Consider the following 18,514-nt stretch of genomic DNA (forward strand, 5'->3'; position numbering starts at 1 on the left):
ATCAGGTTAGCAACGGCGTCGAGCCCGGATTGAAACTGGAGACAACCCCATGAGCAACGAAATCCTGATCGCACGCGAGAACGGCGTGCTGACGATCACCATCAACCGGCCCGAGCGCAAGAACGCGCTGACACCCGCGATGTACCAGGCGATGGCCGAGGCGCTCGCTTCGGCGCAAGAGGACGCCGCCGTGCGCGCCGTGCTGCTGCGCGGCCACGCCGAAATCTTCACGGCGGGCAACGATATCGAGGACTTCCTGAAGAGTCCGCCCACCGGCGGTGATTCGCCTGTGATCCATTTTCTGCGCACCATCTCGACCTTCGAGAAGCCGCTCGTCGCAGCGGTGGCGGGTGCTGCCATCGGCGTGGGCACGACCTTGCTGCTGCATTGCGATATGGTCTATGTGGCCGATACCGCCCGCTTCGCCATGCCGTTTGCGCAGCTCGGGCTGTGCCCGGAGGCGGCTTCGTCGCTGTTGCTGCCGCGCGTGGCGGGCTACCAGGGCGCGGCGGAAAAGCTGCTGCTGGGCGAAACGTTCGACGCGGCAGAGGCGCATCGCATGGGCTTCGTGAATCGCGTGCTGCCCGCCGCCGAACTCGATGCGTTCGTGAGCGCCCAACTGGCGAAGCTCGTCGCGCTGCCCGCTGCGTCGCTGCGCGTGACCAAGGCGCTCATGAAGCGCGCGAGCGAGCACGAGATCAAGACGCAGATCAGCGAGGAGTCGGTGCACTTCGGCACGCGGCTGCTCGCGCCCGAAGCGCGCGAGGCGTTCACTGCCTTCCTGGAAAAGCGCAAGCCGGACTTCCGCCAGTTCGACTGAGGCGAGGCGCTGCGGCGCGCGGTTTAGCCGGCCTGGCCGGCCTGGGTGGCTCGGAGGTGGCGGAGGTGGCGGAGGTGGCGGAGGTGGCTCAGGTGGCTTGGCCGGCGTCCGGCACGGCATTTGACGCCGTGTCGTAATCGACATAGCCGGACTCGCGGCAGAAGCTCACGAGCCGCAGTCCAGCGCGCTTCGCGATGGCGATGGCCAGCGTGGAGGGCGCCGAGATGGTCGCCACCATCGGGATGCCCACCCGCGCGGCCTTGCGCACCAGCTCGTAGCTCGCACGGCTCGAGAGGAACACGAAACCCTGCTGCGTGTCGGCGCGCTCGATCACCAGTTGGCCGATGAGCTTGTCGAGCGCGTTGTGGCGGCCCACGTCTTCGAACGCGCGCAGGATCGCGCCGCTCGCATCGCACCAGGCGGCCGCATGCAGGCCGCCCGTGAGCTTCGTGAGCGCCTGATGCTGCGGCAGCTCGCGGGCGGCGCGCGCGATGGCATCCGGCGCTAGGCGCCCGAGAAAGCCCGTGTCGGGCACGGTTTCCGGCTCGAGATCGAGCAAATCGATGCTCTCGATGCCGCACACCCCGCAGCCGCTGCGCCCGGCAAGGGCCCGGCGCTTTTCCTTCAACTCGACGAACGCCTGCTGCACGACCGTGAGATGGACCTCGGCGTGCGGCAGATCGGCCGAATCCGGCTTGGCGTACCAGAAGACTTCGATGTCCTGGATATCGGCGTTGCGCCCGACGATGCCTTCCGAGATGGCAAAGCCCACGGCGAACGCTTCGAGGTCGCGCGGCGTGCACATCATGACCGCGTGCGAGATGCCGTTGAAGACGAGCGCGACGGGCCATTCCTGGCCCACGTGATCGGCAAGCGTTTCTACCGTGCCGCCGCGATGGCGGTGCACGCGCAGCTCGACGGCGCCGGGCTGGCCTTCGGTTTCCAGCGGATTCGGCGCGGCGGCTGGCGTGGTGGGCAAATCAGGGTTCGGGCGGGAATTCAAGCGAGGGCTCCATCAAATCCTTGTGCGTCGTGGCGTGCAGCGGTGGGTCCGTGGGTCCGGGGTAGCCTGGCGCGCGCTGGTGCGCACAAATGCGTAGTCGTGCGCGCTGGTGCGTACTTGTGCGTACTTGTGCGGCGCGCAACGCCGGGTTGCCGGGGTATCTTCCCAGGCCGCATGGGGATGCTCTTGACGCGGAAGGTTCTAAAATACCTCAAGCGGGCGCCTTTCGCTGTCGTCCAGCTTTTCATCCGGCTTTTCGCCCGGAGGTACCCGCATCGCGAGGATAACGCCATGGCATTGAACGAAGCTCCGCTGCTGTTCCATTACGAGGTCGAATCGTCGGAAGACCTCACCTTCATCCCCATGTGCGTGCGCTTCAATCTGGATCGCTTCGGGCTGCGCATCTCGCTCGCGCAGTGGCAACTCCTGCCCTACGAAGACCGCCGCCTGCTGGCACGTTTTCCCGTCGACGAGGACACCGAGATCGAGCCGAATTTCGATCACGCGCTCTTCGAGATGCTGCGCACGCATGCCAACGTCGAGCCCGAATGGTTCGCCCCCGAGGAAGCGCCCGCGTGGCGGGACGCCAATACCGTGCCGGGCGGCATCGCGAATCAGGCGGCGCTCGCGAATCTGCGTGCACCGGGCGTGGAGGACTGGGCCCGGCTCGCGCCGTTCCAGCGCTACGTGCTGACCAAGCTCGCGCGCAAGCCCGAGGCGAATCACGACTTCGTTCCGGCGATGCAGGAGTTCGGGCTGGCCGGGCCGCGTCAGGCGGCGCCATGAGCGGCCACCCCGAGCGGCACCCCGAGCGGCACCCCGAGCGGCACGACAACACGAGCGGCAACATGAGCCATACCATGCGCCACATCGCGAGCCGCGCCGCGCGGGGTCCTCGCGCATTTTCCTAAAGGACTTGCCGCTGCATGCCGTTATACGGAATGGCGCATTCGCGCCGGCGCGTCTGCGCGCCAGCCTGTCGCGCAGGTCGTAAGCAGTCTTTCCGTGCCCGCCGCACGGGGACGAACGACGTTCGGCATTCATGAATCTTCATTACTCGAAGCGGCACCTCATCAACCTGCTGGTCGTTGCGGCTGCCGTGGGCGCAAATGCTTTCGTGGCCTGGGCGCAGATTGGCGCGCAGCGCGAGATCGACCTGCGGGCCGCGCAAGCCGCGCGCGTGCGCCAGGATCTGGATCGCTTGCGCAGTGCGCTGGGCAGCGGCCTTGCCGCGCTTGGCCGCGTCGAGGCCGACGGCGCAATGGAGTCGCCCGGCGCGCGCGAGGCCCGTGCTGCGGAGCTGGGCGATACGGCACAGACATTGCACGCCGAGCTGGCCGGCGACCCCGCGCTGGTGCAGCGCTTTGACGACGTGGCGGCACGAGCCACGCGGCTTGCCGGCGAGATCGATGAAACGCTCTCGCGTGCACAGGAGCGGGTCGCCGACGCCCGTGTGCAGGCTAGCGCAGAGCAAGCTTTGGCGGCATCGGGCGTTCCCGCGCAACCGCTCGTCACGAATGCCGCGCCGGCCGGCGTGGCGTCGTGGATCGCCAGCGAATATATCCATTTCGATGCGCGCGTCGACCGTGTCGACGCCATGCTCTCGGCCTTGCAGGACGAGCAGGATCGCGCGCTCGCCGGCACGTTCGCCGAGTCGTCCAGCATGGGCCGCCGCGCGTCGATTCTCCTGATCGTGACGATGCTCTCGGGCGCGGCGCTGCTCATCTACACCTTTGGCGCACGCGAGAGCGCCGCGCGCAAAAAGCTGCGTGCGCTCGCCGGCGTGCGTGCGCGCAACGACCGCTTCCAGGGCTTGTTCGACGCCCATCCGGTGCCGATGTACGTGTTCGACCGCGAAACGCTGCGCTTTCTCGCCGTCAACGCGGCGGCGATCCAGCAATACGGCTACAGCGAGGAGCAATTTCTCGCGATGACGATCCGCGATATCCGCCCGGCCGACGACATCGCGCGGCTCGAGCAGCATCTCGCGCGCTCGGACACGCTCACGCAGAATGTGCGCACGATGGCCGGCATCTGGCGCCATGTGCGGCGTGACGGCTCGTTCATCACCGCCGACATTTCGCACCATTCGCTCATGTTCCAGGGCCGCGCGGCAGTGTTCGTGCTCGCCGACGACGTGACCGAGCAGATCAAGGCCGAAGTCGAGGCGCAGCGCTCCAACCAGATGCTCGAGACGGTGATCGACAACATCCCGCAGCGGATCTTCTGGAAGGACGCGCAATCGCGCTATCTCGGCTGCAACATGACGTTTGCGCGCGACGCGGGCCTCGCTTACCCCGAGCAGATCGTCGGCAAGACCGACGACGAGTTGCCGTGGCGCGCCTATGCGGACGCCTGGCATGCGCAGGACCGCGACGTGATCGAGTCGGGCCTGCCGCGCATCAATTTCGAAGAAGAGCTGACGATCGACGGCCTGCACCGCACCACGCTCACGAGCAAGCTGCCGCTGCTCGATGGCGACGGCCGCGTGATGGGCGTGCTCGGCAGCTACTCGGACACCACCGAGAGCAAGCGCGCCGACCTCGCGCTGCGCCTGCAGAGCCGGGCGCTCGACGCCTGCGTCAACGCGATCCTGATCACCGCGCCGGGGCCGGACGGCAGCAACCTGATTGAATACGCGAATCCGTCGTTTCGTCGCATCACCGGCTACGATCCGGCCGAGGTGATCGGTCGGGACTGCCGCTTCCTGCAACGCGACGACCGCGACCAGGAAGGGCTCATCGCCATTCGCCAGGCGCTGCTCTCGAACCGCGAAGTGAGCGCCGTGCTGCGCAACTACCGCAAGGACGGCGCGCTCTTCTGGAACCAGTTGCTGATCGCGCCGGTGCCCGATCTCGACGGGCGCATTACGCATCACATCGGCATCATCAACGACGTGACCGAGCTGATCCGCTATCAGGAGCAGCTCGAATACCAGGCCAATTACGACAGCCTCACGCAACTGCCCAACCGCAACCTGCTGCGCGACCGCCTCCAGCAGGCGCTCGTTTCGGCGCAGCGCCACGAGCGCGGCGTGGCCGTGGTGTTCATCGACCTCGACGGCTTCAAGAACGTCAACGACAGCCTCGGCCATAGCGTGGGCGACCGCCTGCTGGGCGTGGTGGCCGAGCGGCTTACGCGCTGTACGCGCACGAGCGACACCGTCGCGCGCCACGGCGGCGACGAGTTCGTGATCGTGCTGACCGACACCATCGACGAAAAGGTGCTGATCGGCTGGATGGAGCGCGCGCGCTCGATGATCTCGGAGCCGATATGGATCGACGGCACCGAGCTCTGCGTCGGTTGCAGCATGGGCGCGAGCGTCTACCCGCAGGACGGCAACGACGCCGAGACGCTGCTCAAGAAGGCCGATGTCGCGATGTACCGTGCGAAGGAGCTGGGCCGCAATACGTTCCAGTTCTATCAGCCAGAGATGAACGCGAGCGCGGGCGCGCGCATGAATCTCGAGCGGCGCTTGCGCCGTGCGCTGCGCGACGGCGAATTCCTGCTCCACTACCAGCCGCAGGTGGAAATCGAGGGCGGGCGCGTCGTGGGCATGGAGGCGCTCGTGCGCTGGAACGATCCCGAGGTGGGGCTCGTGTCGCCGGCGCAGTTCATTCCCGTTGCCGAGGAAAGCGGCCTGATCGGCCCGCTTTCCGACTGGGTGCTGCGCGAGGCGTGCCGGCAGAACCGCGCGTGGCAGGACGCCGGGCTGCCGCCCGTGCGCGTTTCGGTGAATTTTTCGGCGAAGACGTTCCACCAGCGCGACATCACCGAGCTGGTCAAGGGTGTGCTTCAGGAGACGGGGCTCGATCCGTGCTGGCTCGAAGTCGAGCTGACCGAAAGCACGCTGATGCGCAATACGGAGGAGGCGGTGTCGATGCTCAACGCGCTGCACGAAGCGGGCGTGGGCATTGCCATCGACGACTTCGGCACCGGCTATTCGAGCCTGAGCTATCTGAAGCGGCTGCCGGTGGACCGGCTCAAGATCGACCGCTCGTTTGTGGCGGACATCGGCAACAGCAGCGATGACGAGACCATCACCGCCGCCATCATCGCGCTCGCGCACGAGCTGCGGTTGCAGGTGATCGCCGAAGGGGTGGAGACGTCGCAACAGTTCGCGTTCCTGCGCGAGCGCGCGTGCGACGAATTGCAAGGGTATTTCTTCGCGCCGCCGATGCCGGGGTCGGAAGCCGCGGAACTGTTGAGCGCGAGCGTGGCGTACGAGGAGGGCGCGGGCCTCGCGTGGCCTGCCTGATGCGGGAAACGGGGGCCGGCCGCGCGCCCCGGTTCTTATTCGACCGCTGGCAGCGGTCGCGGGCGGCGGTCCGAGCCGGTGGCCACGTAGGTGAGCGTCGCTTCGGTGACCTTCACGACTTCATCGGCCAGACGCATGCGCTGGGCGTAAACCTCGACTTCGACGGTCACCGAGGTCGTGCCGGTCTTGACGATATCGGCGTAAAAGCTCAGCAGGTCGCCGACGAACACCGGCTGCTTGAACAAGAACGAGTTCACCGCGACGGTCGCGACGCGGCCGTTGGCGCGGCGGCTCGCCGGGATCGAGCCGGCGATGTCGACCTGCGACATGATCCAGCCGCCGAACACGTCGCCGTGGACGTTGGCGTCGGAGGGCTGCGGCACGACGCGCAGCGCGGGCGACTTCTGGGGGAGCGGGAAGGAGTCGGTCATCGGGGGTCCATGAAAAGGGCTGGGGTTGCGGGGCCGGGGTTGCATGGCGGGGGCATGGCCCAGTGGCAGCGCCCGGCGGCCGTCAGCGGCGCGTGCTGCCTTCTGCGACAATACGGTGTCAGGAATTGTACGGGAAAGCAGCAGGCGCAGCGGGGCGGCCAGAACGCCGCCCAGTCTTGCTCCGGCGCGCCCGGAACCCGTCTTCCACTCCCCCAACAATACGCCGTGCTGCCCGCGCGCGCCCTCGACTCTTAGGGCGCGCAACAGCGGCACGTTCATAGCCGCTCGCCCATGCGCCGCTTTCCTGCTTCCAATGAACCCGCGCCGCCCGCCACCGGGCCGCGCAATGACTGGCAGACCATCGTTTCGCTGCTGCCGTACCTCACCGCCTACAAGTGGCGCGTGGCGTTCGCGCTCTCGTGCCTGATCGGCGCGAAGGTCGCCAATCTCGGCGTGCCGGTGGTGATGAAGCACATCGTCGACAATCTCGCGGCCGTGCAGCACCTCACCGCGCTCGGACGCGCCGAGCACGCGCCCGGCATCGTGCTGATGAGCGGCATGGGGCTCCTCGTGGTGGCCTACGCGGTGGTGCGTCTTTCGACGTCGCTGTTCACCGAGCTGCGCGAGATGCTCTTTTCGAAGGTGACGGAGAGCGCCGTGCGCCAGCTCGCGCTCAAGGTGTTCCGCCATCTGCATTCGCTTTCGTTGCGCTTTCATCTCGAGCGCCAGACCGGCGGCATGTCGCGCGACATCGAGCGCGGCACGCGCGGCATCACGCAGCTCATCTCGTACTCGCTCTACAGCATCTTGCCCACGCTCGTCGAAGTGGGCCTCGTGCTGGGCTTTTTCACGGTGAAATACGAGGCGTACTACGCGCTCGTCACGCTCACGGCGCTGGCGGCGTACATCGTCTTCACTGTGAAGGTGACCGAGTGGCGCACGCATTTTCGCCGCACGATGAACGAGCTCGATTCGCGCGCGAACTCGCGGGCAATCGATTCGCTCATCAACTACGAGACGGTGAAGTACTTCGGCAACGAAGCGTGGGAGACGCAGCGCTACGACGAGAACCTGCGCCGTTATCGCAAGGCGGCGATCAAGTCGCAGCAGTCGCTTTCGGCGCTGAACTTCGGGCAGCAGGCGATCATCGGCACGGGGCTCGTGTTCATTCTGTGGCGCGCGACCCAGGGCGTGATGGCGGGCAAGCTCACGCTGGGCGACCTTGTGCTCATCAACACCTTCATGTTGCAGCTCTACATTCCGCTGAATTTTCTCGGCGTGGTGTATCGCGAGCTCAAGCAGAGCCTCACCGACATGGACCGCATGTTCAACCTGCTGACCGTTGCGCACGAGGTGCCCGATGCGCCGGGCGCGCCGCCGCTCGCGGTGCGTGGCGGCGAGGTGCGCTTCACGCACGTGAATTTCGCCTACGAGCCGGCGCGCCAGATCCTGCACGACGTGAGCTTCACCATTGCGGCGGGCACGACGACGGCGGTCGTGGGCCACAGCGGCTCGGGCAAGTCCACGCTCTCGCGCCTCTTGTTCCGCTTCTACGATCTCGACAAAGCGCCGGGCGACAAGGGGAATTCCAGCGGCGGCGGCGCGATCACGATCGACGGCCAGGACATTCGCGAGGTGACACAGGATTCGCTGCGCGCGTCGATCGGCATCGTGCCGCAGGACACGGTGCTCTTCAACGATTCGATCTACTACAACATTGCCTACGGCCGGCCCGAGGCGAGCCGCGAGGAAGTGATCGCGGCGGCGCGCGCGGCGCACATTCACGCGTTCATCGAGAGCCTGCCGAAGGGCTATGACACGCCGGTGGGCGAGCGCGGGCTCAAGCTCTCGGGCGGCGAGAAGCAGCGCGTGGCGATCGCGCGCACGCTGCTCAAGAATCCGCCGATTTTGCTGTTCGACGAGGCGACTTCGGCGCTCGATTCGCGCTCGGAGCGCGCGATCCAGCATGAGCTCGATTTGATCGCGCGTGAGCGCACGACGCTCGTGATCGCGCACCGGCTCTCGACGATCGTGCACGCACAGCAAATTATCGTGATGGACCACGGACGCATCGTCGAGCGCGGCACGCATGCGGAGCTTTTGCGCGCCGAGGGCCACTATGCGCAGATGTGGGCGCTGCAGCAGCAGCGCGCGAGTGAAGCGGGTCAGGCGGGTCAGGCAGGTCAGGCCGACCGGGCCGACCGGGCCGACCCGGCCGCGGTCGAGCCGGCTGGCGGCGGGCACTGAGCGTAGGTACTAGCTACCGGGCGCGGGCGCCAGGCGCAGGCACTGAGCGCGAGTGCTAAGCCCGGGCACTGGCGCGTGCACTAAGCGCGGCGTCGAGCGCCGCGAGTTGCGCGGGCGTACCCACGTTCTCCCAGAGCCCCTCGAAGAGTTCGCCGCTCGCGCGCTTCGCGGCAATAGCCTCGCGGTAGTACGGCGTGAGCGCGCACTTCTCGCCGCGCGGCAGGCTGCGGAACATGCGCGTGTCGTAAAGGCCGATATTGCCGAAGGTATAGCGCGGCGCGCCGTCGAGCGCGAGCAGGCCGTCGGCGCCGAGCGCGAAGTCGCCGGTCGGATGAAAGGGCGGATTGGGCACCATCACGAGATGCATGCCCGGTTCGGGCTGCGCCGCGAGCGCCTCGGCGCGCGCATTCAGCAGGCCGAAGTCGTATTCGCTATGGACGTCGCCGCTCACGGCGAGAAACACGGCCGGCTCGCCGGCGCGCTCCAGCAAGGGCAGCGCCTGGGCGATGCCGCCGGCGGTTTCCAGCGCGTCGGTCTCGGCGGAGTAGTGCAGCTGCACGCCAAAGCGCGCGCCGTCGCCGAGCGCGGCTTCGATCCGCGCGCCGAGCCACGCGTGATTGATGACGATGCGCGTATAGCCCGCCGCGGCGAGCCGCTCGACCTGCCAGACGATGAGCGGCTTGCCGCCGGCTTCGAGCAGCGGCTTCGGGCAGGTGTCGGTGAGCGGGCGCATGCGCTCGCCGCGCCCAGCGGCGAAGATCATCGCCGTGCGGTTCGCTGTGTCCGTTGCAGTGGCACGCGTCATGAATTCGATCTTGTCATGAAGGGTTGGAGAGAGCCTGCGCGATCAGAAGGTGTAGCCGACGTCGGCGCTCGTGCCTTGCAACTCGTCGATGAGCCGCGCGAACGGCACCAGCGGGCGATAGCGGTGCGCGACCTTGCCCGCGTAGTTCAGAAAGCGCGGCAGGTCGGCCATATAGTGCGGCTTGGCGTCCCGATAGTTGATGCGGCAGAAGAGGCCCAGCACCTTGATGTGGCGTTGCAGGCCCATCCATTCGAGCTGGCGGTAGAACTCGCCGAAGTCCGGGTCCACCGGCAGCCCGGCCTTCTTCGCGCGCTCCCAGTAGTACGCGAAGCAGTCGAGTTCGAACTCCTCGTCCCAGCTCAGGAACGCGTCGCGCAGCAGCGAGGCGATGTCGTAGGTGATCGGGCCTTGGACCGCGTCCTGGAAGTCCAGCACGCCGGGGTTGGGCGTCGCGATCATGAGGTTGCGCGGCATGAAATCGCGCAGCATGAAGACTTGCGGCTGGGCGCGCGCGCTCGCGATCAGCAGCGCGAAGGTGCGATCGAGCACGCCGCGCGTGGCTTCGTCGACCTTGCGGCCCAAGTGGCGCTCCAGATACCACTCGGGCATGAGCTCCATCTCGCGGCGCAGGAAGGCCTCGTCGAAGGCGGGGAGCACGTCCTCGCGCGAGGCGAGCTGAAAGCGGATCAGCGCGTCGATGGCGTCGCGCATCAGTGCGCGCGCCGCCTGGCCGGGGCCCGCGTCGGTCAGCGCCTTGAGGTAGGGTGCCGTGCCGAGGTCGGTCACGAGCATGAGCCCGGCGTCGAGATCGACTTCCAGCACGCGCGGCACGTGCACGCCGGCCGCGTGGAGCAACTGCGCGACCTGTACGAACTCGCGGCATTTTTCGGGCGGCGGTGCGTCGACGGCGATCAGCGTGGCGCCGTGCTTGCCCGCGCTCGCGAGGCGGAAGTAGCGCCGAAAGCTCGCGTCGGCGGAGGCCGGGGCGAGCGTGGCGAGGTCGAGAGCGTATTTTTCTGCGTGGCCGGCGAGCCAGGCGGCGAGCAGGTCGCGGCGGGCGTCGGCCGGGGAGAACGGGGCAGTGAGGGTCATGAAAACCGGAGGCAAAATCAGTGGATCAACGTCTTGCCATATAATACCCCACGACTTTTTTGACGCGACTCGCGCCAAAGCCCGCATGACGGTTCGCTCGCCGCATTTATCGCCAGTCCATCGTCCGATGAATTGGAAATAATTGTGCGCGAAGTTGCCTTGATCGCTGTATCGACCGTCGCCCCGAACCGGATTCTCGCCCGGGCCGGGGCCAATCCGTCGATGCACCGGCACCAGGGCCGTGATGGGCGGGCAGGCTGACGGGCCGATACGCCAAAACCATACATGCCGCCCAAACAGTTTTTCCAGACGATCTCCAAAAGTGACGACGGCGTGCCGGGCAAGCGGCGGCTCATCGCGGCGCTCGTGGCCATGCCGGGTCTCGTGCCCGCGCTCGCACATGCCCAGCTTGCGGGTGACGCTGCGCAGCCCCAGCGGCTGGACGACGCGTGGAGCCTGCGCCTTTCCCCGCAGCTCGAAGACCAGCCGAAAGTGCCTGGCCAGCGTGCGGCCACGTTCGTGCTCGGCGACTCGACCAACGGCACATCGGGCACCGACTTCGCCATCAAGGGCGCGGCCGAGCTGCGCGAGGGCACGAATGTCGTCAAGGCCGACGCGCTGCACTACGACCAGGACACCGACATGGCCGACGCCTACGGCAATGTCGTCGTGGCGCAGAGCGGCACCAGCTTCGCCGGTCCGGAAGCACACCTGAAGGTCGAGGCGAACGAAGGCTTCATGCCCGCGCCGAAGTACCATTTCACGGTCACCGGCGGCTCGGGCAGTGCCGAACGCGCGGACCTGCTCGACAGCGAGCGCTCGGTGCTCACCAACGGCACCTACACGGCCTGCCAGTGTTCGTCGAATCCGGCGTGGTACATCAAGGGCACGGAGTTCGACTTCGACACGGGCGCCGACGAAGGCGTCGCGCACAACAGCGTGTTGTTCTTCCAGAACGTGCCGATCTTCGCGAGCCCGTGGTTCTCGTTCCCGCTCTCGGGTGAGCGCCGCAGCGGCCTGTTGCCGCCGACGTTCTCCGTAAGCTCGACGAACGGCTTCGAACTGTCGATGCCGTATTACTTCAACATCGCGCCGAACCGCGACTTCACGTTCACGCCCGAAATAATCTCGAAGCGCGGCGTGTTCCTGCAGGGCAACTACCGGTATCTCTCGACCAACTACTCGGGCTCGATCACTGGCACGTTCCTGCCCAACGACGCGATCACGAAGACCAACCGCTACGGGTTGTTCATCCAGCACAACCAGAACTTCGGCAACGGGTTCGGCGGTTATATCTACTTCAACAAGGTCTCGGACAACACCTATCCGGAAGACCTGGCGTCGGCGGCGAACCAGTTCCTGAACGGCACGCAGATGCTGTATCAGCAGGAAGCGGGCGTCACGTACAACAACGGGCCGTGGTCCGTGCTCGGCCGCTATCAGCACTGGCAGACGCTTTCGCCGTCGATTGCGCCGTATGGCCGCGAGCCCGAGCTCAACGTGAAGTACGCGAAGTACAACGTGGGCGGCTTCGACTACGGTGCGGAAGCCGACTACTCGCGCTTTCGCATCACGACGGCGGATGCGACCGAAGGCGACCGTGTCGTCTTCAATCCGTACCTCTCGTATTCGCTGATGGGGCCGGGTTACTTCGTCACGCCGAAGGTGCAATGGCACTTCGCGTCGTACAACCTGAGCAACATCGGCACGGGCTCGCCCGCGGGCACGCCCAAGAGCTTCACCGAATCGATCCCGACCTTCAGCTTCGACACGGGGCTCGTGTTCGACCGCTCGGTGCGACTATTCGGCCAGGACTATATCCAGACCCTGGAACCGCGCCTGTATTACGTCTACACGCCGTACCGCAACCAGGACTTCGCGCCCCTTTTTGATACCGCCGAAGCCGACTTCGGTCTCGCGGAGATCTTCACGCCCAACACCTTCGTCGGCAACGACCGTATCGCCGACGCGAACCGCCTCACGGCGGCGCTGACCACGCGCTTCATCGACGCGGCCTCGGGTGACGAGCGTGCGCGCTTCGTGATCGCGCAGCAGTACTATTTCACCGACCAGCGCGTCACGCTCCTGCCGCCTAGCGCGGGCGCGGCGCCGACCACGGGCGCCGCGCATTCCGACCTGATTGCAGGCATGTCGCTAAAGATCGGGGGCGGTTTCGCTTCGGAAACGGCGTTCCAATATAATGCGGACGCGGGCCAGTTGACGAAGGCAAGCGTCGGCTTCGGCTACAGCCCGGGGCCGAGCCGCGTGCTCAACGTTGCGTATCGCTACACGCGCGAGAACAGCAGCACGCTCGACAATCAGCCCATCAACCAGATTCTGGTTTCGGCTCAATGGCCGTTTTCGCATCGGGTGTACGCCGTGGGCCGCTTCAACTACGATCTGAACGGCCACAAGATCGTCGATGGCCTGATTGGCATGCAGTACGACGCAGATTGCTGGGCGCTCGGCGTGGGTGTGCAGCGCTATGCAAACGGGATCAACACCACGGGCGGCAATAATTCGGCCACGCGTTTTCTCGCGCAGCTTACGCTCAAGGGGCTGTCGAACGTGGATAACGGCCTGGTCGCGGCGTTCAGGGCTGGCGTGCCGGGCTACACGCAGCCGCCGGGGCAGGTGCCGCTGCCGTCGCGCTTCACGGATTATCAATAACGCGTGAACCGGTGCGGGCGGTAGCAGAGCCCAAGCGAACGGCTGCAGCGCGAGGTCGGTGCATAGAGACGGGCGAAGCTGCCCGCCAACTTTGGAGTATCTGTGGGAATCATGAAAAAGCTTCGCCTGGCAGCGTTCGCTGCGAGTATCTTCGCCGTCGCAGGACTGTTGCCGGCCGCGCCGGCGCTTGCGCAGGGGCTCGCGCCCGCCGGTGGCCGGACCGCCGACACGATCGCGGCGGTCGTCAACGACGGCGTGATCACGCAGCGCGAGCTCGACAACCGCGTCGGACTCATCACGCGCCGCCTGAACCAGCAGAACGCGCCGATTCCGCCCATGAACCAGTTGCAGGCGCAGGTGCTCAACCAGATGGTGCTCGAGCGCATTCAGCTGCAAAAGGCGAAGGAAGACGGCATCAGCGTCGACGACGCAGCCGTGCAGCGCACCCTCACGCGTCTCGCCCAGGCCAACGGCATGGACCTCGCCACCTACCGCTCGCGCATCGAAGCGGCCGGCGTGCCGTGGGACACGTTCATGAAGGACGCGCGCACGGAGCTCACGCTCTCGAAGCTGCGCGAGAAGGAAGTGGACAGCAAGATCTCGGTCACGGACGCCGAAGTCGCGAACTACATCGCGAGCCAGCGCGGGCCGAACGCGGGTCAGCAGAACGATCTGCACTTCGAGCACATCTTCATCAAGGCGCCACTGAACGCGTCGCAGACCGACATCGAAGCCGCGCAGAAGAAGGCCGACGACCTCCTCAAGCAGGCGCAGTCGGGCAGCAAGTTCTCGAGTCTCGCGAAATCGAACTCGCAGGCGGCTGACGCCAGCAAGGGTGGCGACATGGGCTTCCAGCCGCCCGCGAAGCTCCCGCCCGAGTGGGTGACGGCCGCTTCCACGCTGCGCCCGGGCGAAGTGAATCCCTCGGTGATCCGCACCAACGACGGCTTCGAGATCGTCCGCCTCGTCGAGCGCCGCCAGGGGCAGGGCACGAGCGCCTCGGCACCGCAACTCGTGCAAACGCACGTGCGCCACATTCTGCTGCGCGTGGGCGACGGCATGTCCGAGCCGCAGGCGCGCCAGAAGCTGCTCGAGATCAAGAAGGAAGTGCAGGCGGGCAGCGACTTCGCCAAGTTCGCACACACGTACTCGCAAGACGGTTCGGCCTCGCAAGGCGGCGACCTCGGCTGGATCAGCCCGGGCGAAACCGTGCCGGAATTCGAGCGCGCCATGAACTCGCTGCAGGACGGCCAGATCAGCGACCCGGTGCGCACCGAATATGGCTATCACCTGATCCAGGTGCTGGGCCGCCGCGAAGCGGAAGGCTCGGTCGCGCAGCAGATGGACCTCGCGCGCCAGGCCATCGGCCAGCGCAAGGCGGAGCAGGCCTACGCCGACTGGCTGCGCCAACTGCGTGACAGCGCCTATGTCGACTACAAGATCAGCGGCCTGACCCCGCCCCAGCAACACTGACCCACCCTGAAAGGAACCGCGCCGTGAATGCTCCCGCCTCATCGTCTTCTGCGCCGCGGGGGCCGCGGCCGGTTCGTATCGCCATCACCACCGGCGAGCCGGCCGGCGTGGGCCCCGAGCTCACGGCCGCGGCGCTCGCGGGCGCTTCGGCGCACTGGCCCGGCGCGCAATTCGTCGTGCTGGGCGACCAGACACTCATGGAGACGCGCGCGGCGGCGGGCGGCATCGACTGGGCCGCCGTGCTGGCGGGCCAGCACGTGAGCGTCGAGCACATTGCGCTCGCCGTACCGGCGAAGGCCGGCAAGCTCGACGCCGCTAACGGCCCCTATGTGCTTGCGCTGCTCGACCGCGCGATCGACGGCGCCATGGCGCAAGAGTTCGACGCCATCGTGACCGCGCCGCTGCAAAAGAGCACGATCAACGACGCCGGCGTGCCGTTTACCGGCCATACGGAATATCTCGCCGAACGCACGCAGACGCCGCGCGTGGTCATGATGCTCGCCGGCACCGGCGCGCGGCCCTTGCGCGTCGCGCTCGCGACCACGCACCTGCCGCTCAAGGACGTGTCGGCGGCGCTCAGCATCGAAGGCCTGCTCGAGACACTGCGCATCGTCAATCATGACCTGCGCCACCACTTCGGCGTGGCCACGCCGCGCATTCTCGTGACGGGCCTGAATCCGCACGCGGGCGAGAACGGCTACCTGGGGCGCGAGGAGATCGACGTCATCGAGCCGGCGCTCGCGCAAGCGACGGCTGAAGGCATCGACGCGCGCGGCCCATATCCCGCCGATACCCTGTTCCAGCCGCGCTACCTCAACGAGGCCGACTGCGTGCTGGCGATGTTCCACGACCAGGGCCTGCCGGTCCTGAAATACGCGACGTTCGGCGAAGGCATCAATGTGACGCTGGGCCTGCCGATCGTGCGCACCTCCGTCGATCATGGCACTGCGCTCGACCTCGCCGGCACCGGCCGCGCCGACGCGGGCAGCCTGATCGCCGCCATCGACACCGCCGTTTCGATGGCGCGCCACCGGCGCGTCATCTGATTGATCTGACCAAGATGTCCAATAGCAGCAGACAGCACCAGGGCCACTTCGCGCGCAAGCGCTTCGGCCAGAATTTCCTCGTCGACACGGGCGTGATCGACTCGATCGTCGACGTCATTCGCCCGCAGCGCGGCGAACGCATGGTCGAGATCGGGCCGGGCCTCGGCGCGCTCACCGAACCGCTGATCGAGCGCCTCGCCACGCCCGAAGCGCCGCTGCACGCGGTCGAGCTCGACCGCGACCTCATCGCGCGTCTCACCAAAAAATTCGGACCGCTGCTCGAGTTGCACGCGGGCGACGCGCTGGCGTTCGACTTCGGCACGCTTGCGGCGCTGGGCGAGAAGCCCACGCTGCGCATCGTCGGTAATTTGCCGTACAACATTTCGAGCCCGTTGCTGTTCCACCTTGCGAGCTTCGCAGACCGCGTGATCGACCAGCACTTCATGCTGCAGAACGAAGTGGTCGAGCGCATGGTCGCGGAGCCCGGCACCAAGGCGTTCAGCCGCCTGACGGTGATGCTTCAGTATCGCTACGTGATCGACAAGCTGCTCGACGTGCCGCCCGAGTCGTTCCAGCCGCCGCCCAAGGTGGATTCGGCGATCGTGCGCATGATTCCGTATGCGCCCCACGAACTGCCGCAGGTGGACGAGGCGATTCTCGGCGAGCTCGTGACGGCGGCGTTCTCGCAGCGCCGCAAGATGCTGCGCAACACGCTCAGCGACTACCGCGAGCGGGTGGACTTCGACGCGCTCGGCTTCGATCTCGCGCGCCGCGCCGAAGACGTACCGGTGGAGGAGTATGTGCGCGTCGCCCAGGCGCTGGGCAACGCGTCAGTGGCGTAAGTGCGCGCGGTTGAGCGGCTTCAGGCTGTTTCGGCTGTTTCGGCGCGTTGCGCCTCGTACGCCTTGAGCTGGCTGTAGACGATCCGCAGCACCGAAAGCTCGCTCGATGCGCGTTGCGCCGCGCCGCCGCGCCGGATCAGATCGCCAAGAATGTGATCGGCTTCAATGCGCGAACCGTTCTGCACGTCGCGCAGCATCGAAGCCGTGAACGTCGAGCCCGTGGCGAACAGCAGGGCGCGCGAGCGCTCGAGGAAGCTGTCGCGCACGGCGTGGCCGTGCTCGGCGGCCACCGTGCGGCACTCCGCGAAAAGACGCTCGACCGTTGCCGCGCCGTCGGGCGTCGCGACGATGACACCCACGGGCGCGCGAAACAGGCACGTGCCGCCTGCGAGCGTCGCGAGGAACACCCACTTTTCCCACATTTCCTGCAGGATGTGAGCGCTGGCTTTCACGTTGAAGCCCGCGTTGCCGAAAGCGCCGGCAATGGCCTCGACGCGCGGCGAGACGCCATTGCCGAGTTCGCCGAACGTGATGGCCTGTGCGTCGTTCAGATGCACGATTTCGCGCTTGTCGTTGAGCGTGGCGGCGATCAGGCAGACGCCGCCGAGTACGGCCTGCGTGCCGAAGCGCGCCTGCAACACGTCCAGATGTCGCATGCCGTTGAGCAACGGCAGGATGGCTGTGTGTGGCCCGACGGCCGCCGCGAACGAGTCGATGGCGTTCTCGAGATCGTAGGCCTTGCAGCTGAGCAGCACGACATCGAATGGCTGGGCGCCCTGCGATTCGAGCGCCTCACGCGTCACGGTTTTGGGATCGCGCAGCGTGAGATCGCCAGCGTGCGGACTGCGGATCACGAGGCCATCCTCGTGCAACTGCGCGGCGCGAGCCTCGCGCACCAGAAACGTCACATCGCGCCCCGCGGCGGCGAGCCGTCCGCCGAAATAGCCGCCCGTCGCGCCTGCACCTACCACCAGAATCCGCATCTCGACTCCTTGGTTTCTCTCATTGTCAGCAGCGCTGGCCCGTTCGCATCGGACCATGGCCGCTTCGGGATGGCGTCCATGCTAGAGCAAATCGGCGCTGTCTGCCTGGCACGCAGAGCTTGGCCCGCTGGTGTCGGCAGAGCAAACGGGATTTTGGTACAGTCGCGTTTTTGACGATGGCAAAACGGAGTACACGATGCGCCTTCTGCACACGATGATCCGGGTTGGCGACCTGGACCGCTCGATCAAGTTCTATACCGAATTGCTCGGCATGAAACTGCTGCGCCGCGACGACTATCCCGACGGCAAGTTCACGCTGGCGTTTGTCGGTTACACCGACGAGCGTGACGGCACGGTGATCGAGTTGACGCACAACTGGGATACGCCTTCCTATGACCTCGGCACGGGCTTCGGCCATCTGGCGGTGGAAGTGGACGACGCCTACGCCGCTTGCGAGAAGATCAAGGCGCAGGGCGGCACGGTGGTGCGCGAGGCGGGGCCGATGAAGCATGGGACGACGGTGATCGCGTTCGTGACCGATCCTGACGGCTATAAGATCGAGTTTATTCAGAGGAAGTAAGAATTTCCCGTGTAGCGATATCAGATGGTTCTGATACCGCTACCGTGTTTGTCCAGATTGATTGTCAATCATGAAGCGCTCGACAATAAAAATATAAACAAGACGCGATCTAAACAAATTTTAAAAATCCCCTTGAAGATTTAATGAGCGATCGAATGCTATTCAGTGAATGCATTCGATTGCGTCGTTCAATGCCGGTAAAGCATTGGCATATTCTCCGCGGCTCCCGTCGTTGGATACAAATCGATACATATATTTCGTCAT

General features: G+C 66.2%; 15 protein-coding genes. 10 read left to right on the forward strand and 5 right to left on the reverse strand.

Annotated elements, in window-relative coordinates:
* Positions 1-49 precede the first annotated feature (49 nt).
* Positions 50-820: an enoyl-CoA hydratase gene (locus tag L5014_RS05435; protein ID WP_238462566.1), complete on the forward strand. Its 771-nt coding sequence runs from the start codon at positions 50-52 to the stop codon at positions 818-820.
* An 88-nt stretch (positions 821-908) separates the two neighbouring features.
* Here L5014_RS05435 and fdhD read toward each other — a convergent pair whose 3' ends face one another.
* Entirely contained in the window at positions 909-1,799 is an 891-nt protein-coding gene (fdhD, locus tag L5014_RS05440; RefSeq protein WP_420800024.1) for a formate dehydrogenase accessory sulfurtransferase FdhD, read from the reverse strand.
* Between the two features lie 315 nt (positions 1,800-2,114).
* On the opposite strand from fdhD, the gene L5014_RS05445 reads away from it, so the two are divergent.
* The 3 genes from L5014_RS05445 to L5014_RS05450 all read left to right on the forward strand — a co-directional run bounded on the left by L5014_RS05445 (position 2,115) and on the right by L5014_RS05450 (position 6,081).
* Positions 2,115-2,609 (forward strand): nitrate reductase associated protein, encoded by a 495-nt coding sequence (locus tag L5014_RS05445; protein WP_238462568.1) that lies wholly within the window; start codon positions 2,115-2,117, stop codon positions 2,607-2,609.
* Complete coding sequence (locus tag L5014_RS38575) at positions 2,606-2,734, forward strand: hypothetical protein (RefSeq protein WP_274389255.1); 129 nt, start codon at positions 2,606-2,608, stop codon at positions 2,732-2,734. Before L5014_RS05445 ends, L5014_RS38575 begins: the two co-directional genes overlap by 4 nt.
* A 131-nt stretch (positions 2,735-2,865) precedes the next feature.
* Positions 2,866-6,081: a sensor domain-containing protein gene (locus L5014_RS05450; protein WP_238462569.1), complete on the forward strand. Its 3,216-nt coding sequence runs from the start codon at positions 2,866-2,868 to the stop codon at positions 6,079-6,081.
* A 35-nt stretch (positions 6,082-6,116) separates the two neighbouring features.
* Here L5014_RS05450 and L5014_RS05455 read toward each other — a convergent pair whose 3' ends face one another.
* Complete coding sequence (locus tag L5014_RS05455) at positions 6,117-6,512, reverse strand: acyl-CoA thioesterase (RefSeq protein ID WP_238462859.1); 396 nt, start codon at positions 6,510-6,512, stop codon at positions 6,117-6,119.
* A gap of 291 nt (positions 6,513-6,803) precedes the next feature.
* Here L5014_RS05455 and L5014_RS05460 point away from each other — a divergent pair, with 291 nt between their 5' ends.
* Positions 6,804-8,759: an ABCB family ABC transporter ATP-binding protein/permease gene (locus tag L5014_RS05460; protein ID WP_238462570.1), complete on the forward strand. Its 1,956-nt coding sequence runs from the start codon at positions 6,804-6,806 to the stop codon at positions 8,757-8,759.
* A 55-nt stretch (positions 8,760-8,814) separates the two neighbouring features.
* Here L5014_RS05460 and murU read toward each other — a convergent pair whose 3' ends face one another.
* Together murU and L5014_RS05470 are read right to left on the reverse strand one after the other, a co-directional pair.
* Positions 8,815-9,522: an N-acetylmuramate alpha-1-phosphate uridylyltransferase MurU gene (murU, locus tag L5014_RS05465; protein ID WP_238462860.1), complete on the reverse strand. Its 708-nt coding sequence runs from the start codon at positions 9,520-9,522 to the stop codon at positions 8,815-8,817.
* An 84-nt stretch (positions 9,523-9,606) separates the two neighbouring features.
* Positions 9,607-10,656 carry an aminoglycoside phosphotransferase family protein gene (locus L5014_RS05470; RefSeq protein ID WP_238462571.1) on the reverse strand — a complete coding sequence of 350 codons (1,050 nt, stop codon included), beginning with the start codon at positions 10,654-10,656 and terminating at the stop codon, positions 9,607-9,609.
* A 285-nt stretch (positions 10,657-10,941) separates the two neighbouring features.
* Between L5014_RS05470 and L5014_RS05475 the strand changes: the two genes are divergently transcribed.
* The 4 genes from L5014_RS05475 (at position 10,942) to rsmA (ending at position 16,687) form a co-directional block, all read left to right on the forward strand.
* On the forward strand, positions 10,942-13,326 hold the full coding sequence (locus L5014_RS05475) for an LPS-assembly protein LptD (protein WP_238462572.1): 2,385 nt from the start codon (positions 10,942-10,944) through the stop codon (positions 13,324-13,326).
* Between the two features lie 102 nt (positions 13,327-13,428).
* The gene (locus tag L5014_RS05480) at positions 13,429-14,799 is read left to right on the forward strand and encodes a peptidylprolyl isomerase (RefSeq protein WP_238462573.1); all 1,371 of its coding nucleotides are present in this window, start codon (positions 13,429-13,431) and stop codon (positions 14,797-14,799) included.
* 23 nt (positions 14,800-14,822) lie between these two features.
* Positions 14,823-15,845 carry a 4-hydroxythreonine-4-phosphate dehydrogenase PdxA gene (gene pdxA / locus L5014_RS05485; protein ID WP_238462574.1) on the forward strand — a complete coding sequence of 341 codons (1,023 nt, stop codon included), beginning with the start codon at positions 14,823-14,825 and terminating at the stop codon, positions 15,843-15,845.
* 14 nt (positions 15,846-15,859) lie between these two features.
* Complete coding sequence (gene rsmA / locus L5014_RS05490; RefSeq protein WP_238462575.1) at positions 15,860-16,687, forward strand: 16S rRNA (adenine(1518)-N(6)/adenine(1519)-N(6))-dimethyltransferase RsmA; 828 nt, start codon at positions 15,860-15,862, stop codon at positions 16,685-16,687.
* A gap of 20 nt (positions 16,688-16,707) precedes the next feature.
* On the opposite strand, the gene panE is transcribed toward rsmA, so the two are convergent.
* On the reverse strand, positions 16,708-17,670 hold the full coding sequence (gene panE, locus L5014_RS05495) for a 2-dehydropantoate 2-reductase (protein WP_238462576.1): 963 nt from the start codon (positions 17,668-17,670) through the stop codon (positions 16,708-16,710).
* 196 nt (positions 17,671-17,866) lie between these two features.
* On the opposite strand from panE, the gene gloA reads away from it, so the two are divergent.
* Positions 17,867-18,250 carry a lactoylglutathione lyase gene (gene gloA / locus L5014_RS05500; protein ID WP_238462577.1) on the forward strand — a complete coding sequence of 128 codons (384 nt, stop codon included), beginning with the start codon at positions 17,867-17,869 and terminating at the stop codon, positions 18,248-18,250.
* The last annotated feature ends 264 nt before the right edge of the window (positions 18,251-18,514 follow it).

It is taken from the genome of Paraburkholderia tagetis (genome assembly GCF_022213065.1).
In the GTDB taxonomy this organism is placed as follows: Bacteria; Pseudomonadota; Gammaproteobacteria; order Burkholderiales; family Burkholderiaceae; genus Paraburkholderia; species Paraburkholderia tagetis.

Bases quoted from the DNA above. Each gene is read 5' to 3' on its own strand.
- L5014_RS05435 (WP_238462566.1), top strand. From the start codon at position 50: ATGAGCAACGAAATCCTGATCGCACGCGAGAACGGCGTGCTGACGATC.
- L5014_RS05445 (WP_238462568.1), top strand. From the start codon at position 2,115: ATGGCATTGAACGAAGCTCCGCTGCTGTTCCATTACGAGGTCGAATCG.
- L5014_RS38575 (WP_274389255.1), top strand. From the start codon at position 2,606: ATGAGCGGCCACCCCGAGCGGCACCCCGAGCGGCACCCCGAGCGGCAC.
- L5014_RS05450 (WP_238462569.1), top strand. From the start codon at position 2,866: ATGAATCTTCATTACTCGAAGCGGCACCTCATCAACCTGCTGGTCGTT.
- L5014_RS05455 (WP_238462859.1), bottom strand. From the start codon at position 6,512: ATGACCGACTCCTTCCCGCTCCCCCAGAAGTCGCCCGCGCTGCGCGTC.
- L5014_RS05460 (WP_238462570.1), top strand. From the start codon at position 6,804: ATGCGCCGCTTTCCTGCTTCCAATGAACCCGCGCCGCCCGCCACCGGG.
- murU (WP_238462860.1), bottom strand. From the start codon at position 9,522: ATGATCTTCGCCGCTGGGCGCGGCGAGCGCATGCGCCCGCTCACCGAC.
- L5014_RS05470 (WP_238462571.1), bottom strand. From the start codon at position 10,656: ATGACCCTCACTGCCCCGTTCTCCCCGGCCGACGCCCGCCGCGACCTG.
- L5014_RS05475 (WP_238462572.1), top strand. From the start codon at position 10,942: ATGCCGCCCAAACAGTTTTTCCAGACGATCTCCAAAAGTGACGACGGC.
- rsmA (WP_238462575.1), top strand. From the start codon at position 15,860: ATGTCCAATAGCAGCAGACAGCACCAGGGCCACTTCGCGCGCAAGCGC.
- panE (WP_238462576.1), bottom strand. From the start codon at position 17,670: ATGCGGATTCTGGTGGTAGGTGCAGGCGCGACGGGCGGCTATTTCGGC.
- gloA (WP_238462577.1), top strand. From the start codon at position 17,867: ATGCGCCTTCTGCACACGATGATCCGGGTTGGCGACCTGGACCGCTCG.